The organism is Blautia luti, assembly GCF_013304735.1.
Lineage (GTDB): Bacteria > Bacillota > Clostridia > Lachnospirales > Lachnospiraceae > Blautia_A.
In genome coordinates, this window is sequence record NZ_JAAITI010000043.1 from 1 (window position 1) to 16,541 (window position 16,541).

A 16,541-nucleotide genomic window follows, 5' to 3' on the forward strand; every position below is an offset into this window, starting at 1 on the left:
ATCTTGATCAGCAGGAAATCAGGAAACTCGCAGTGGACTTGGATAATTTTAGTTATGAATATGATACTTATGAATATAAAGATACCGTTGAAAATAGGGAAGAACAGGTTGAGAAACTCACAGAGGATATTTTGAACAAGGAGACAGCAGGTTTAAAAGACTGGCTGACTGAGGTGGCAGAAGAATCGGATATAGACAGTGATGTGATAACTGCCCGGTCATTACTTTCCCGTTTGGAAAATGCAGAAACCTTTTCTATCTTTACCAGACAACCAGAACAGGAGCAACCAGAAGCTACGATTACTTTTTATGTGGCAGAGTGCATGGAGTTTCCGGTCATGGGAGAGTACCATAATAATCTTACTCTGGAAGAAGCGATTAAAATTTATGAAAGTATTCCGGCAGATCGCTTGCATGGAGGTAAAGGGATTGGATTTGATCTGCAGGATGGAGATAAGGATTATTCCGGGGAATATGAACTGATGTGTTGGGATAGAGTAGACAGGGAACTGATAGATATGATTCCTCATTATAAGGAAAGCCCATTAGTACAGAAAGCAATTAACGATATGGAAAAGTATCTGAATGAGAAACATGGAAAAGTGCAGGAAGCAGAACAGACTGTGGAAGTGAAACAGGAAGTTTCAGAAGCACCAGTCAAGAAAGAATCCGTATCAGTGGAAGAGAACCAGACACAAAAGAAAGAGCCGGCAAAGGGCGAAAGAGGGGAATTGAAAAAATCTGTACTGCAGTCGTTGAAAGAGTTTCAGGCAAGGGCAAAAGCACAGGAACAGAAAAATAAAGAAGCAGAAAAATCCAAAGCACATAAGAAGGGGGATGTAGAATTATGATGGATCTGGCAATGAACTTTGATACAGACGAATGTTTAGTAACCGCAATGTTTGATAAAGGGAACAGAAATGACACGATGGAAGCAATCGACCATATCATTCCATTCCTGAAAGGGGATGCGGACATGATCGGGCTTGTCTGCAATACCATAAGAAAGCTGTTCTGCATGAGTGATGAAGGCTATGAGACTTTTCTTATGGACTTGGAAGATTATAAATCGAAACTGGAAGAGGAGGAATGAATTCAAGCCAGTGTGTAGTAAAGCGAAGGAAAAAGTGTCAGCATTGAGAAGTGTTAACAGGTATATATTGGAAGAATTCAGCCAGGGGAACTCTGGCTGATATAAAAACACATCTGCAGAAACAGTGACTGAAGAAATTTTGAGTAGTGGAATTGGGAAGAAGTATTTAGATACTATAATAAAGAGATTAGCTGGCTTGTATACTAACAGAGAGGACATAGTAAACAGATTTGCGTTATTATCAGGGATTGTAGGGAGATTCCGAAGAGCTTTTGTTCAGATGATGAAACAATAGGATTGGTACAGGAAATATATGGAACAAAAGTTAATAAAGGGATTTGTTGCGTTTTCTGCTATAATAATCTGCCAGCAAAGAATGTGTTGTCTGAATATGTTTGTGATTATAAGAAACGAGCAGGGTTATTTCAAAGATCAGCAGATTTAGAGTAGTTCTTTTTTTTCTGAGAGAAAATTAAAAATCGTTTTTGGTTCTTCTGGAGAGTGATTATAGCGTTTGGGAAACATCCGGAGAAACCATTACCTCAGAGTGTCGTAAAGTTCTTTATCAAAGAAGGCTTTGAGATGCCCTTTCTTTTTTATGCAAATCTTTTCTCTTGTCTACATATATAAACCTAAGAAAAAGCTTGACGTTTAAATATTACAAGTGTAATATTTAAGAAAATATGAAAAAAGGAGAAATAAAACTATATGAGAAAAAAGAAAAGAAAAAAACACACGAAGATTATTACAAAAATAGTTTTATTTAGCGGTATATTGATTGGTGGTGGAATCGGTATTGTAACAATAATGAATTGTAATGTTCCTGAAAAAAGACTAATGGAATATATGAAATATATTGAAAAAGGGGAATATGAGCAAATGTATGCCATGCTGGATCAGAAAAAAAGCAGCATGAACAGTAAGGAAGAATTTATAGAACGAAATTCTAAAATATATGAAGGCATTGAGATGTCTGATCTGTCCATAACCGATATTACAGTAAAAAGACAAGAAAACGGAAATGCGGCAGTTTCCTATACAACAAATATGCAGACTGCTGCAGGAAATGTAGAATTTACCAACGATGCGGTATTTTCACATGATTGGACAGGATATCATTTAATCTGGCAGGATCAGTTGATTTTTCCAGAGTTATCTGCAACGGATAAAGTTCAGGTAACGTCAGAAGAGGCAAAGAGAGGAGATATTTTAGACAGAAATGGTCGTCAGTTGGCTGGAGAGGGAACTGCATCTTCGGTAGGAATTGTTCCGGGCAGGATGGAGAACAGAGAAGATACAATAAAAAAACTGGCAGAGTATCTTGGAATTGGAGCAGACGAAATTGAGGATAAGTTAGAAGCCGGTTGGGTAAAAGCAGATTCTTTTGTACCAGTAGCAACAATTCCTAAAATACAAGAGGTCGATCTTCTGACAGTGAATCCGGATAAAACTGTTCTGGAAGAAAAAGAAAAGCAGGACACATTATTGAAGATTCCAGGTATTATGTTATCTGATGTAAAAGTACGAACTTATTATCTAAAAGAAGCTACCTCTCATCTGGTAGGGTATGTACAGGCGGTTACAGCCGAAGATTTGCAGGAACATAAAGGGGAAGGGTATCGTACAAACAGTGTGATTGGAAAGACTGGACTGGAAACGCTTTATGAAAAAGAACTAAAAGGAACAGATGGGTGTGAAATCTGTATTGTAGATGCAAATGGAAATAAAAAAAGTGTTATTGCATATGAGCCTAGAAAAGATGGAGAAGATATCCATACTACGATTGATGGTGATCTTCAAAGTACTCTTTATGAACAATTTAAAGAAGACAGAGGATGTTCTGTAGCTTTGAATCCTTATACAGGGGAAGTATTGGCGTTGGTAAGTACGCCATCTTATGATAATAATGATTTTGTACGTGGAATGGACAACAGCCAGTGGAGTGCATTAAATGAAAATGAAGACAGGCCTTTATACAACCGCTTTCGCCAGACATGGTGTCCTGGCTCAACTTTTAAACCTGTAATTGCTGCAATTGGATTAAAAGTGGGGGCATTTACTGCAAATGACGATTTTGGAAATGAGGGTCTGGCGTGGCAGAAAGATTCCTCGTGGGGAGATTATACAGTGACTACACTTCATGATTATGAACCTGTGATCTTGAAAAATGCGCTTATTTATTCAGATAATATTTATTTTGCAAAAGCAGCATTAAAAATTGGTGCGGATCAACTGATGCAGTCTCTAAATCAAATAGGATTTAATCAGGAACTTCCATTTGATATTAAAATGTCAGAGTCCCAATATTCTAATATGGACAAGATAGAAACAGAAATCCAGCTTGCTGACAGTGGGTATGGACAGGGACAGATTCTGGTAAATCCTTTGCATCTTGCAAGCATTTATACGGCTTTTCTAAATGATGGAAATATGATAAAGCCATATCTTCACGCGGATGGTGGAAGCACTTCCAGTGAAATCTGGATAAAAGATGCTTTTTCACCACAAATTGTTTCGGAGGTTATGGAGGGGTTAGAGGGTGTAGTGAATAACCCGGAAGGAACTGGTTATGGAGCATGCCGGGAAGACATTAGATTAGCAGGAAAAACCGGAACAGCGGAACTGAAAGCTACAAAAGAAGATACATCTGGAACAGAAATTGGCTGGTTTACAGTTTTTACTACAGATAGAGATACAAAGAATCCTATTTTGCTCATCAGTATGGTAGAGAATGTGAAAGATATTGGAGGAAGCGGTTATGTGGTGGAAAAGGATAAGGCGATACTGGATGAATATCTTGGTAATGAATAATTTTTACCTTTAAATATTACAAATGTAAGAGGAAAATGATATGAAAAAAATTTGGAAAATATTTGTGGGAGTTATTTTTCTTGCTGTCTGAAGTGGATGTGGCATAAAGAAAGAGCAGAAAAAGACAATTGAAGATACGAAAGAAAAAATTTACAGAGAGTGTGAAATGCTAGCAGAAGGCTATCAGAGCATATATGAGAATGCTGTGAAAGAAAATGCACTATATGAGCTGAGTACAATACAAAAAAGTATGGATTATTTTGGAAAATATGGATATGCAGTAATTGATTCCTACAATCAGCTGGATATGGTTCAAAGTATTAAAGTAGATGATTTTTTGAAAAAAGCAGAAAAAGAGAAGAATGGAAAAACTACTATATTTCAAGTTATAGCAGGGGATCATTTTATCCGGTATGATCTGAAAACCAAACAGGGGAAAATAGACGTTGAAGTAAGCTCTTTTAAATGGAAAGAGGACACTTGGCAGGAAACATATTATCATGAGTTTAGAGTTAATTCATGGAAATATACAGAAAACGGGTATTTCTTTATGGAAGAATATCATCCGGCTGGATATGATGGACCGTCTGGATATCGGGCCTTTCGGGTAGTGCCGTTAAATAAAAAATGCAGGGAGCTGAATCGAAAATATATACTTCCTTTTGGATATACACTTAATAAATTGTTTACTTCTAATTGGAGTGAAAAAAATTATGATGGAATAAATTTTTATGATGTTTTTGACCGTTTACTTTCAATGGAAGAAAAAACTGATGAATTTAAGGAAGGAAAGACTTATGAAATCCCAAAAGAATCATTTGAAGCGATATTTCAAAAATATTTTAATATAAGCGCAGAGATACTGCAGACAGGAACGGTATTTCACACGGAAACACAGACATATCGGTATCGAACCAGAGGAATCGTATATGATTTTGCTCCCACACCATATATTCCATATCCGGAAGTTGTTTCCTACATAGAAAATCAAGATGGAACAATAACACTGGAAGTAAATGCGGTATGGCCACAAAAAGAATTAGATCAGGCGTTTTGTCATAGCGTAACCATTCGGCTGTTAGATAAAGATAGATTTCAATATGTATCCAATTATGTATCAAGGTCAGAAATAGAGGTTACCTGGTATACGGAAAGATTATCAGACGAAAAGTGGGAGGAATGTTATGGAGATAATTGATATGAGTACAAAAAGAAAACTGAAAAAGATGGTGAGTGTTTTATTTATTTTGGGATGCTTTTTCATAGGAAATACAAAATGTAAAGGGGCTGATTTAGAATATATTTCACAGGAAACTGCGAATTATGCTGTACAAGAAAGAGGATATGATTTGCCAGTAGATGAAGTCGTGAAAGAAGAAGCTATTGAAGATTGTAAGAATGTTATGAATCAGATGAAAGCCATTTATCAAAAGGCGGATAAAGGAACTTCATCGAATGTAGTAGTTTCTGAGACAGTAATGGAAAAAATGCAGGAAGTATTAAAGGAAAAAAATGTCCCTGTTATTACATCAGCGCCGTATTCAAATATGGCTAATTATTCTAAAATGGAAGAATTTCTTTTCAGGGCAGAACAGGATCTGCCAGGAGATATCGTCTTATATAGGATTAACAGGGATGGTGGGATAGAAAGACTCAAATTCAATTATGATGGGACAGATATGTATTTGCTGGCTGTGAAAGCTGTTTGGGGTATGAACGACAATCCATCTATTGTATATGTTTCGTATACAAGGATAGAAGAATGGAAATATACAGAAAAAGGCTGGTTTGGTTATACGCTATGCGTTCCAAAGTATCCGGAAGTATCAGAAGCGGTTGATGGCAGTTCTATGATAAGAATTAAACCTTTAAGTGATGAATGCAGGGAAGTTTCAAAGAGGTGTGTGTATTTGCTTGGATATCAGGGGAATAATCTTTTATGTTCTGATTGGGATAGATCTGATATGGAAGGGTTAGATTATAATGGTTTATATGAATATTTATATCGAATGAAATACGGGGAGAGATATGAGTTTTCAGGTAACTCAAGTGGAATTCCGGCAGAAGAGTTTGAAAATCTGATAATGGAGTTTTTGCCGATAACAGCAGATCAAATTAAAAAATGGGCAGTATTTGATTCGGAACATCAAACTTATGACTGGGAACGATTAGGCTGTTTAAATTATAGCCCTACTCATTTTGGAACATCTTTACCGGAGGTCGTTGAAATAAGAGATAGCGGAGAGGGAAACAGTGTGTTGGTTGTTGATGCTGTATGTGATACATTTATATGTAATGATGCCGTTATTACAAGTGAGCTGACTGTTAAGTTCAACGATGATAAGAGTTTTAAATATATGGGGAATAAAATTCTGAATAATGGTACGAAAGAAGTTCCCAAATATCAATATAGAATAAAAAGAAAGAACTGATAACAACTATCAGCCCTTTCATATTTGTTAATTCCATATATGTAATTTTTTTAAGATATCAGAAGTGATTTCAAATGCTTTTTTGCCAGTTGCATTAGAATCACTTTGGATATTGGTTGCAAAATAATAGCTGTTATCGGAAGTTTCTACATATCCGATAAACCAGCCGTTGATATCCTGTCCGTTGACACGACCGGTTCCAGTTTTTCCGTAGAAATTACCATTAGGTGTACTGGCAATTTTTATAGCATTTTTAACAGAAAATACATTTTGGAAATTTAGATGGAATTCATTTGTGTTAAATTTTTTTAATAATGTTACTTGCTCTAAAGGCGAGATTTTTAATGAAAAATCGGACCAGTATAAATCCAGATTTGAACTGGTTGTTTGGTTTCCATATTCTATTTTATTCAAAAATTCCTGGACTCTGTTAATTCCGAGCTGCGAATCAATTGCCTGGAAATACCAGTTAACGGAATTTTGCATAGCAGAGTTTAAATCCTGATCAGCTTCCCAGGATGGAAAAGGAAAGGCATCACCATTCCATGTCATGGAAGAGTGTTCTGGTGTGATGATTCCGGATTCCAACCCTAATAATGCATCGTATATTTTGTAGGTAGACTCTGGCGGAATACGTTTGGTGGCTTCTTCAAGATCGTATATTTTCCAGGAATCCAAATTATTGTCATACAAAACAAATGATCCATCATATGTTCCAAATGTTTCGGATATATCTAACAGGGAGATATTTTTGTCTGTATCACTAAAATGATATACGTTTTGAGTAGAGGCATCAATGGATAAAATGGGTGTACATCCAATAAAAACAGCACTAATGACCAGATAAATTATCAATGCTCTCATTTTTTGATAAAGAGTTTCTTTCCTAAAAACGGCGATGTTGAGAATACGTCGTTTCATCTGCCTGAAATTTCCGGACATTCCAACTGCCAGTGGAGAGGAAAAAGAGGATATTTTTTCTGCAAAATTAATCAGTGTAGTTCCATAAGCTTGGTATTCATCAGCAGAAATCATCTGCAATACAGCAGAATCACAGGCTATTTCACGGTCACAGAGAATTTCTTTTAAAGTGTACCAAACAAAAGGGTTAAACCAGTAGAGTATATTACTTATGACCATGAGGAAGCCAATAAATGTATCTTTGTGACGGTAATGCTGTAATTCGTGTAGCAGCATAAAACGCATATCATCAGGATTCAGTTCGGAAATTAAATGGATGGGAATGTAAATTCTGGGATGTATTATTCCGATTAAAACTGGTGATTTTAAAAATGCAGTACTGTAGACTGATACTGGGTGAGAGATTTTAAGTTCCTTTAAACAATTGTAATAAATAGTTTTTACCTGCTGATTTTGAAGCGGGAGAGCAGATCTTTTTATGGAACGTACATAGTTTAATGAATGAAGGGTGAGGACTGACATAATCATAACACCCGTTATCCATATTAGAAAGAGTATGGTATTCAAGCCTCCAGAAAATTGACTACTGATGGAAACTGAAAAATCATTCACCTGGTTTAACAAAATATTTTGTGTATTACTGGTAAGTTCGGATAGCGTGTCGGTACCAGAGTTAAGTCCTGAGTCAGTTTGAAAAAAATGTAACCATGAAAAAAGTTGTGAGCCATGAATCTGTACAGGAAAAAATGGCACGGCAAGTAATAAAAATAAAAGAAAACAGAGATGGTACTGTGTAGTCGCAGATAAATATTTTTTCAGAAGTTTTTTTGTTCCGATTATTACAAGTGTAAAAATACATATGAAGATATTACTGATTAAAAAGTGGATGATCCAGTTGCTCATTCAAAACCTCCTATTTCTGATGTTTTGATAATAAATGGCGTAAGTTATCAATTTCTGTTGAAGAGAGCTTATCGTCTTCAAGGTAAGAAGCCAGCATAGAAGAAAGATTTCCATTATAATATCGCTTTAAAAAAGAATTGCTTTCCTGGCGTATATATTCATCTTCTTGGACTAATGGAGTATAGACAAATACCCGGCTTTGTTTTTCGCAGGAAAGAGCTTTTTTGGAAACAAGTCTCTTGATAAGAGTTTGAATTGTTTTTGGACTCCAGCTGGTAGTTAGAGTAAGTTTTTCTGTAATTTCATTTGTATTGATGGGAGCATATTTCCATACAATTTTCATAACTTCAAATTCGGCTTCTGAAATCTGGGGTAGTGACATAATAAAATCCTCCTGCTAAATCCTACATATGTAATAAATATATTATATTACTTGTAGAAGAAAAAAGTCAAATGGCAGATGATATATAGAATATAAAATTAATAATGTAGAGGCAATAAAGGTGAAAAAGATAGAAATTATTGAGAGAATCACAGATGCTAATGGAAGCATAAGTGAAAACATATTGACTAGCTGGGAACATAAAAACCAATTCATACCGGAAATTATAAGGTTTGGAGAATTAAAAATATATCTACAGGAACGAATTGTTAAAAAGAATGATAGTGATGTTCATCTTTCAAAATATGAATATGATATTTTACTTTTTTTAGCGAAAAATCCAGGTAGAATATTTGGAAAAGAAATGGTTTATGATCTGGTATGGAATGAACCTTATTCCGGTGATTATAATGTGGTTATGCGACATATCTGCAATATCAGAGAAAAAATAGAAGATGATCCTGGACAACCATTATATATACAAACAGTACGAGGTGTAGGATATCGGTTTAATGGGAATTTAGGCAGCGAGTGAAATCGCTGCCTATTATTATGGTTTTACAAAGAAGGGAGTTGGTTATGAGAAGATCTTTGTATTTCAGGAGCATCCTGTTTGAGATATTTGGACAGGTTTTGATGTATCAATTCCAACTCTTTTATTTCTTGCTTAAAAGAAACGTATTGAGTATTTAGAGATTCTTTTCTGGAAATAAGATCTGCAATTTGCTCTTGCAACTTATTGGAATTAAGATGTTTCAGGTTTATACCATTTTCCTGTAAAATATGTTCAGCACCCGCGAAAAGAATAATTTGAGATTCATATTTACGGAAATAACGATCTGGATCTTTGGAGCTTTTATAATGGTCGTCGTAAATTTTATTTTTCTGATATTGTTCGGCATATTTTAGCATTTCTCGAAGATGGCGTATCTGAGACTCGAGAGAAACAACAGAGGTATTTACCTCTTTTTGCTGCATATGTAACAAGGCTATGCGGTCTTCAAGTTCTGAAAAATTATGTAGATTATGTGTGAACATCTTGTTATATTCAGCAGAGACAATTTTTAAATTTTCCTTATTTGCCCATTTCTGAAGTCCAATGTTTCCTGCTATATTGGGAGCATTGGTATCTATTAATTTGTTATGAACAGAAGGAAAAATAGCTTTCTGACGTTTATTTTCAATGCGTTCTTTGATACGTTCTTTAGTAAAATTTTTTCCTAAAGATTTAGCACTTCCACGCACTGGACGGGACATATCGGGAGAACGAAAGGTAATGTATTTTCTGCTGCTTTCGCCAAATTCTGCGTTTTTTATTTCATATCCTTTAGCTTCCATAAATGCAAGAAATTCTGAGTAAGTGGAAACAATTCGGATTGTCTGGTTGATATCTTTTCGCAGCTGCGCTTTTTTACTGGATTCAGATTTATTTGCAGCCCATTCATTGTATTTCATTCCTTTTTTACCATCTGGCATAATTGTGGACAGGTTATGTTCCTGGCATAAAGTGTCGCTGAGATTTCGTATTTTCCAGTAATTCTTTTTACAGTCATGGTAATGAGAAAAAGTGATGTTATCTGCAGAACAGAAAATTAAATGGTTATGTACATGACCTTTATCAGTGTGTGTTGTCAGAACATAGGAGTATTTTCCCTCCAGTAAGCGATCCGCAAGTTCTTTGCCAATTTGATGGGCTTCTTCATAGGAAACTTCACCAGGGGAAAATGCCTGAATCAGATGAAATGCCTTATTTGTATTGTGCGGATCTCTGCAGTCATGTGTATGATCCAAAGTGTATTTAAAGTCAAGAACGGCTGTTTCGGGAGAGCAGGCAAAGGAAGAAATATATAGATTCTGGTCAGTTTTATCTGGATTGCAGATGTATTCTATTGCTTTATTAACGGTTGTTTTGATACCATGGATTTTTGTAACTGCCATATTTTTTCCATTAACTCCTTTATATCGTCCAGGTCCTTTGGGTAAACTGTATTGGTACTGTTTATACGATGGGTGATCTGATTCAAATTGCTGCTGATATTGCCCAACAGGGTATTCATTTTTCGGATATGAGAGTAGTCTACTTCATATACAAATCCATATAAGATCATTTTCCGTAGAAAGGCAGATTTGCTTTTCATCCTGGAAAGACGATATTTTTCTTCTAAAATGTATTGTTCGTCATCATTCAAATAAAATTGTACGGGATGAATTCTGGTACGTTTGCTCATTGAAATCCTCCAATTCGTTTTTTTCTATAAAAAAGAGTACAAAAAAACTGTCTAACCAGTTCGGTTATGACAGTTATATTACTTGACTGTATGATGTTTTGGATAGATGTGTCTACAGTTTATTTTAACAGGAGTAGGCGGAAGCGTCAAATTAAGAAATTATAAAATATGAGAGGGCCAGGGATACTCCCTGATACATTTTGGTAGAATGAACCGGAAAGGGAATTTGACAAAATGAGCCAGGTGTCATGACACTGGCAGTGCTTGCTTCTTTTGGGGTGTAGCCTGCAAAGCAGGCTATGCAAAAGCTATAAAACATAAATAGAACTGTGAGAAGTGGTTGAGAATACAATCCTGATAGCGTATAATCAGAGAAAGAAATCGTAAGTGAGGGATAAATTTGAAACGTGAAGAAATTTTTCAATATGTAAAAGAGCAATATGGAACTGAACCGGAATATTTATGGAAAAAAGATCCTGATTCTGCGGTGCTTCGACATAAAAATGGAAAATGGTATGCTATAATTATGGTAGTGGAAAAGAAAATACTGGGATTAGAAGAAGATGGAAACATTGACATCCTGGATGTAAAATGTGATCCTGATCTGGTTGGGATGATTATTCAAACGTATGGATTTTTACCGGGGTATCATATGAATAAGCAACACTGGATTACGATTCTTTTGGATGATTCTGTCAGTGAAGCTAAGACGCTGGATTTTCTGGATATGAGTTATGATTTAATTGACAGTGGGAAGTAATAAAAAAGGAAGCCTTTCAGAAAAATCTCTGATCGGCTCCCAGGTATTCATTCTGGATATGTATAAGTTGATCTTTGCAACAGGATATTTTCCCAATCTCGTTCATGGCGCAGCACTCGGAGAATATGAATCTCTTTTGTTTCTTCCATTATAATATAAAAAATAATAGATGGCGGAAAAGATCTTTTATGTATGGAATATCCTCTGTACAGAATTTGAGTTCGGGGAAAGGCAGTACTGAACTGACTTAAATTCTGCATTTGTTCTTTCAAATCAGATTGAAAACGGTCAGCATGTTGCTGGCCGAATTCTTCTTCAATATAATCTGCAATGTCTGTGACATCGTAAATTGCTTCCCAGGTTAAAATAATTCTATATTCTTGCATTTCTTCGTGCATCCCTTAATTCTGTGATTTTGCGAAAAGCATCTTCCAGTGGCAATTCACGACCAGCTTCCATATCATCAATTCCCCGGTCTAACATGCGGAGAAGATGATTGTTTTCCTGGCTTTTATCGGTTGTAGGGACTTTTTTTGTTAATTCCATGAAATCACTCCAATCATACGGTTTATAAATAGTGTATGTTGTTCAGAAGTATCTATCCATAGTTTAGCATATAATTGGAGGCAATACAATTAAATTATTTTGCAGGAGCGTCCGTCAGACCGAGAAGATATTCGCAGGAAACATTAAATACTTCGGCCAGTGCGACAACTTCGTAGTCGGGAACGAAACGTGTGCCTTGTTCAATTCGCAGGATTGCCAGATCATTAAAATCATATCCTGCAAGTTGTAATTTGGCAGCGAGTGTTTTCTGAGTAAGATTATGAGCCTTTCGTAATTCTTTTACCCGTTGTCCTATTCTGTTTTTACTGTTCGTTTTTTTATCCCAATAAATAATCATTCTGATCCTCAAAAGTTTCTAAAGATGAAGTATTATTATTGATTTTAAGGAAAAATATTGTTACTATACTTCTAAAGATGAAGTTTTTGGAAAGTTTATTTGATTTTTGAAATAAGAAAATGATAATGCTGCCTGTAATGAGAAATAATTCTAATGAGAGGTGGAAAGAAGATGAATGAATTTTATGAAGCAGTATCGAATTTATTTGAGGAATTGCGCTGTGACTTCGGAGAAAGAGAATATACAGTACAGCCGGAAGAATGGAAAGAAGCAGAGAAGAATTTGAAACAAATACAAAAGAAGCTGCCACTACATCTGGAAAAAATCCCAGAGCGTGAGCAGAATTTCTGGAATAAATATCTGGATCAGTTAGAACATTTCCATTATGAAGAGGAGCAGCGGGCTTATTACCAGGGAATGATGGATGTAGTTGAGTTTCTTATTAATATAGGGGCAATAAAGAAATCCACGAATGTTAAGAGAATGATAGAAAAATATGCACGTTAAGAGTGGCGGTATGGGAAACCATACCGCTTCTTCAGAATAATTCAGATAGAATTCAAATGAATTTCAGGGATCTTGTTTATCGTGGTCTGTAGGAATTTTGTATGTGCGCAGGTATGCTTCTACGATGGCAAGGATAGCGGTAATTTGCTCATCGTTGCATTTTGACAGGTACATGAGCAGGCGTTGATAATCAAGATTATCTGTATGATTGTTTGGATAAAACAATGGTTCAGGAGGAACATTTAAAGCGCGTACCAGTTTTCTGATTTTATGAAAACTGGGAACTCGGCCCCCATTTTCAATTTCCTTTAAATATCGGCTGGACATTTCTGCTTTTTCAGCTAATTCTTCATAAGTCAATTTTTGCTCGTGTCGGGCGTTCTTAAAAAACAATCCCAGTTCTTTATCTGTTTGTTTTGGCATATGATACACCTCCATGTTTAGTGTATAGTTCCCTTTCTTGAAAGAAAATGAACTAATATTTCACTAAAAAAGAGGGTGATATTTCACTTTTTAAAAGACATATAAAATTCTGAATTTCCGTAAAACAGATCCGGAGGTATAGGAAAGATTAAGAATTTTATTGTCTGGTATCATATCCGTCATTACGTGACGGATGAAATAGATAAATAGTTCAAAAAAGCAAATAAATTTCTTTACCTCAAAAAGTGAATTATATGCCACAAAAAATGATGGCAAAATATTATCTTTTGATATAAATAGCGTCCGATGGGCTAAAAACTACCCATTAGGACGTTTTTTATATACCTCAAAATACAGGAAAAACAATTTTCTCGTATTTATTAAGAAATTTTTTAAAAATTTCTTCCCACACCCCGACAAATGCACTCATCCGTTTGGGATATGTGTGAAGGGGAAGCAAGAACTTTGCTTATTGCCTACCGGCGGGGAAGGAGGTGAACTCTTATGGAGCAATCCTCTTTTCAAGATGAGCAGACAGTCAGACATCAGTTTGATTCTCTGTGCAAGCTGGCATTGAAAAGTGAAGTTATTAATTATGAAAAGCATATGGCATATCGCCAGAAGTATGAAGTGATGTTGTCAGAATTATCAGAAAAGGAGTTGAGCAGACTTTTTATAATGGAAGAGCATGAAATGGAAACACATCGTTTTCAGGTCCTGGGTTACGACATAGAAGTCAAAGATGCATTGATTGCTGAAGCACTGCAGACACTTACTGAAAAGAAAAGGAATGTTGTGTTATTATCATATTTTATGGATATGAGTGATGCAGACATTGCCAGAGAAATGAATCTTGTACGCAGCACAATTAATGAGCATCGTAGACGATCACTGGAACTGATGAGAAAAAATATGGAGGAATCTGCAAATGAAAAAAAGTAAAAAACAGAAATGCGCATTTGATTTGCTGCCATTCCATGTTATTGAGGCAGCATCAACTGGTGATACTGAGGCAATCCAGGCAGTGTTGAAGCATTATGAAGGGTACATAACAGTTTTGGCTACCAGAAAAATGTTTGACGAATTTGGACAGGTGCATTACTGTGTAGATGAAACTCTGCGTCAACGCCTGGAAACAAAACTGATTACTAAGACCTTGGGATTTGATACGAAATCATATGTAAGGAAAAGTAATCAGTAAAGGGAGTATTTAATATAGATTCCTTTTCCCCTTCAGGAATTTTTGTACCTTGAAAATTGTATATTGTTTTACATACAGGACGTGAAGATATGTAGAGCCACTAGGTAAATCCGCCAAGATATATCTGCTCTGTTAATGGAGTAAATACGAGGAAATGCTGAAATATAACATTGAAGTAAAGGTATGGAGCGAGAAGAATTTGACAAAATGTGCAGCAGCTGCACAGGGCGACGAAGCATATCTGTGATAATGATACTTCCAGAAAAGATCTGGTCATATTTAATGACGGTGCAAAACCGATGTGGGCAGAGTACTGAACTGCCACCTGTATTGTAATTTTATCTGCCGATGACAGTGTATAAAATTGTAAATTGTCATGGGCAGATAAAAATGTTTTGTCCAAAGAGAAAAGGAGGAGAAAAGAGTGGCGATTAAAATTGAAAAAGGTAAGATTCCAATTTGGGAAAAATATATGCTTACGGTGGATGAAGCAGTGCAATATTTTGGAATAGGTGAAAAGAAAATAAGGATGCTTATTTCGGAGCATCTAAATTCAGAATGTTGCTTTACAGTCCAGGTGGGGTGTAAGTCGTTGATTAACCGTAAGAAATTTGAGGCCTTTCTGGATCAGACTACGTCTTTGTAAAAAATATACGAACAATTTAGCACTTTAAAGTGGAAATGTTGGCCCTGGTATGATATAATACCTATATCGTGCTAGGGCTTCTTCGTAGAAAGGGGCGAAGACGTTTGGGTAAAACAAAACGTGACCAAAAACGACGAGATAAAAAAGGTCGAATTTTACGAAACGGAGAAAGTCAGAGAAAAGATGGAAGATATGCGTTTGTATATACAGATTGTTATGGAAAGCAGAAGTTTTTGTATAGTTGGAAATTAGAGCCAACAGATTCTCTGCCAACTGGATGCAGACCATGCTTAGCTCTAAGGGAAAAAGAAAAAAATATCCAAAGAGATTTACATGATGGTATAGTACCTTACGGAGGAAATTTAACAGTTTTGGATTTGGTTCAAAAATATATTGGACAAAAAAAGGGGGTTCGTCATAATACTCAGGCGAACTATGATTTTGTGATCAATATAATAAAAAAAGAAGAATTCGGAACCAGAAGAATAGATAAAATAAAATTGTCGGATGCAAAAGCATGGTTTATTAAGCTGCAATCAGATGGAAGAGGATACAGTTCAATTCACAGTGTGCGTGGAATTGTAAGACCTGCATTTCAGATGGCAGTTGAAGATGATTTACTGCGCAAGAATCCTTTTGAATTTCAATTATGTACAGTTGTCGTAAATGACAGTGTTACAAGACAGGCAATTACAAAAGAACAGGAAGAGTTATTTCTGGAGTTTATCAGAAATGATGCCCATTACTCAAAATACTATAATGGAATGTTTATTTTGTTTAAGACTGGACTTCGTATTTCTGAGTTTTGTGGATTGACAGTGAAAGATATTGATCTTCAGGAGAGAAAAATCAATGTGAATCATCAGCTTCAGAGAACCAGAGGAATGCAGTACGTCATTGAAGATACCAAAACTTCAAGTGGAACACGAATGTTACCGATGACAGATGAAGTTTATGAATGTTTTGAACAGATTGTGAAAAACCGTAAAAAAGTAAGGGTTGAGCCGATTATAGATGGATATAGTCGATTTCTATTCCTGGATAAAAAAGATATGCCTGAGGTAGCACTCCATTGGGAAAAACATTTTCAATGGGCGTTAGGAAAGTATAATCGTACTCATGAGGAACAAATGCCAAAGATCACGCCTCATGGTCGAGTTATAATAAGGACAAGTTAGAAAACTCCAGTAAATACAAGGGGTTGCACTAATTTAGTCCTTATTTTTAATTTCCTGAAAAGGGAAAAATAAAGCAGCGCTGTCATTCCAGAATATGAATTATTACAGATCCAGACTGGAAATGGATTTGTGTAAGACAAGAGTAAAAACAA

General features: G+C 35.7%; 19 protein-coding genes and 1 pseudogene. 12 read left to right on the top strand and 8 right to left on the bottom strand.

The annotated features are described in order from the left end of the window. The 5 genes and pseudogenes from G5B06_RS16030 to G5B06_RS16050 form a co-directional block, all read left to right on the top strand. Positions 1-851: pseudogene (locus tag G5B06_RS16030) on the top strand (hypothetical protein); the annotation flags it as partial. Continuing rightward, a complete protein-coding gene (locus G5B06_RS16035; protein WP_015541267.1) occupies positions 848-1,093 on the top strand; it encodes a transposon-transfer assisting family protein in 246 nt (81 codons plus the stop codon). The pseudogene G5B06_RS16030 and the gene G5B06_RS16035, both read left to right, overlap by 4 nt. Before the next feature lie 708 nt (positions 1,094-1,801). Beyond that, on the top strand, positions 1,802-3,904 hold the full coding sequence (locus G5B06_RS16040; RefSeq protein WP_021650351.1) for a penicillin-binding transpeptidase domain-containing protein: 2,103 nt from the start codon (positions 1,802-1,804) through the stop codon (positions 3,902-3,904). Between the two features lie 148 nt (positions 3,905-4,052). Then, on the top strand, positions 4,053-5,102 hold the full coding sequence (locus G5B06_RS16045) for a DUF6070 family protein (protein ID WP_330606741.1): 1,050 nt from the start codon (positions 4,053-4,055) through the stop codon (positions 5,100-5,102). After that, positions 5,089-6,336 carry a DUF6070 family protein gene (locus tag G5B06_RS16050; protein ID WP_173772503.1) on the top strand — a complete coding sequence of 416 codons (1,248 nt, stop codon included), beginning with the start codon at positions 5,089-5,091 and terminating at the stop codon, positions 6,334-6,336. The genes G5B06_RS16045 and G5B06_RS16050 overlap by 14 nt, the downstream gene beginning before the upstream one ends. Before the next feature lie 27 nt (positions 6,337-6,363). Here the strand turns inward: G5B06_RS16050 and G5B06_RS16055 are convergent, their stop codons facing one another. Further along, on the bottom strand, positions 6,364-8,160 hold the full coding sequence (locus G5B06_RS16055; protein ID WP_015541271.1) for a BlaR1 family beta-lactam sensor/signal transducer: 1,797 nt from the start codon (positions 8,158-8,160) through the stop codon (positions 6,364-6,366). A gap of 10 nt (positions 8,161-8,170) precedes the next feature. Further along, positions 8,171-8,545 (bottom strand): BlaI/MecI/CopY family transcriptional regulator, encoded by a 375-nt coding sequence (locus G5B06_RS16060; protein ID WP_026077000.1) that lies wholly within the window; start codon positions 8,543-8,545, stop codon positions 8,171-8,173. Between the two features lie 118 nt (positions 8,546-8,663). Between G5B06_RS16060 and G5B06_RS16065 the strand changes: the two genes are divergently transcribed. After that, entirely contained in the window at positions 8,664-9,077 is a 414-nt protein-coding gene (locus G5B06_RS16065; protein WP_173772505.1) for a winged helix-turn-helix domain-containing protein, read from the top strand. Positions 9,078-9,100: 23 nt separating this feature from the next. Here G5B06_RS16065 and G5B06_RS16070 read toward each other — a convergent pair whose 3' ends face one another. Both G5B06_RS16070 and G5B06_RS16075 read right to left on the bottom strand, forming a co-directional pair. Continuing rightward, entirely contained in the window at positions 9,101-10,480 is a 1,380-nt protein-coding gene (locus G5B06_RS16070) for a relaxase/mobilization nuclease domain-containing protein (protein ID WP_015541272.1), read from the bottom strand. Next, the gene (locus G5B06_RS16075; RefSeq protein WP_005426517.1) at positions 10,429-10,770 is read right to left on the bottom strand and encodes a plasmid mobilization protein; all 342 of its coding nucleotides are present in this window, start codon (positions 10,768-10,770) and stop codon (positions 10,429-10,431) included. Before G5B06_RS16075 ends, G5B06_RS16070 begins: the two co-directional genes overlap by 52 nt. Before the next feature lie 400 nt (positions 10,771-11,170). On the opposite strand from G5B06_RS16075, the gene G5B06_RS16080 reads away from it, so the two are divergent. After that, the gene (locus G5B06_RS16080; RefSeq protein ID WP_019162150.1) at positions 11,171-11,530 is read left to right on the top strand and encodes an MmcQ/YjbR family DNA-binding protein; all 360 of its coding nucleotides are present in this window, start codon (positions 11,171-11,173) and stop codon (positions 11,528-11,530) included. Between the two features lie 47 nt (positions 11,531-11,577). Here G5B06_RS16080 and G5B06_RS16085 read toward each other — a convergent pair whose 3' ends face one another. The 3 genes from G5B06_RS16085 to G5B06_RS16095 all read right to left on the bottom strand — a co-directional run bounded on the left by G5B06_RS16085 (position 11,578) and on the right by G5B06_RS16095 (position 12,434). Continuing rightward, a complete protein-coding gene (locus tag G5B06_RS16085; protein WP_015541273.1) occupies positions 11,578-11,916 on the bottom strand; it encodes a type II toxin-antitoxin system RelE/ParE family toxin in 339 nt (112 codons plus the stop codon). After that, positions 11,903-12,076, bottom strand: a complete 174-nt coding sequence (locus tag G5B06_RS16090) for a hypothetical protein (RefSeq protein ID WP_015541274.1) — start codon at positions 12,074-12,076, stop codon at positions 11,903-11,905. The genes G5B06_RS16085 and G5B06_RS16090 overlap by 14 nt, the downstream gene beginning before the upstream one ends. Positions 12,077-12,170: 94 nt before the next feature. Beyond that, positions 12,171-12,434, bottom strand: a complete 264-nt coding sequence (locus G5B06_RS16095; protein ID WP_015541275.1) for a helix-turn-helix domain-containing protein — start codon at positions 12,432-12,434, stop codon at positions 12,171-12,173. 171 nt (positions 12,435-12,605) lie between these two features. Between G5B06_RS16095 and G5B06_RS16100 the strand changes: the two genes are divergently transcribed. Beyond that, positions 12,606-12,941 (top strand): hypothetical protein, encoded by a 336-nt coding sequence (locus tag G5B06_RS16100; RefSeq protein WP_022214380.1) that lies wholly within the window; start codon positions 12,606-12,608, stop codon positions 12,939-12,941. Positions 12,942-13,004: 63 nt separating this feature from the next. Here G5B06_RS16100 and G5B06_RS16105 read toward each other — a convergent pair whose 3' ends face one another. Further along, positions 13,005-13,364: a helix-turn-helix domain-containing protein gene (locus G5B06_RS16105; protein WP_015524620.1), complete on the bottom strand. Its 360-nt coding sequence runs from the start codon at positions 13,362-13,364 to the stop codon at positions 13,005-13,007. Positions 13,365-13,868: 504 nt separating this feature from the next. Between G5B06_RS16105 and G5B06_RS16110 the strand changes: the two genes are divergently transcribed. The 4 genes from G5B06_RS16110 (at position 13,869) to G5B06_RS16125 (ending at position 16,389) form a co-directional block, all read left to right on the top strand. Beyond that, the gene (locus G5B06_RS16110; protein WP_015541277.1) at positions 13,869-14,306 is read left to right on the top strand and encodes an RNA polymerase sigma factor; all 438 of its coding nucleotides are present in this window, start codon (positions 13,869-13,871) and stop codon (positions 14,304-14,306) included. Then, a complete protein-coding gene (locus tag G5B06_RS16115; RefSeq protein WP_118248127.1) occupies positions 14,293-14,565 on the top strand; it encodes a helix-turn-helix domain-containing protein in 273 nt (90 codons plus the stop codon). Before G5B06_RS16110 ends, G5B06_RS16115 begins: the two co-directional genes overlap by 14 nt. A gap of 424 nt (positions 14,566-14,989) precedes the next feature. Then, positions 14,990-15,211 carry an excisionase gene (locus tag G5B06_RS16120; protein WP_021650362.1) on the top strand — a complete coding sequence of 74 codons (222 nt, stop codon included), beginning with the start codon at positions 14,990-14,992 and terminating at the stop codon, positions 15,209-15,211. Positions 15,212-15,315: 104 nt separating this feature from the next. Further along, positions 15,316-16,389: an integrase DNA-binding domain-containing protein gene (locus tag G5B06_RS16125; protein ID WP_173772507.1), complete on the top strand. Its 1,074-nt coding sequence runs from the start codon at positions 15,316-15,318 to the stop codon at positions 16,387-16,389. Positions 16,390-16,541 lie beyond the last annotated feature (152 nt).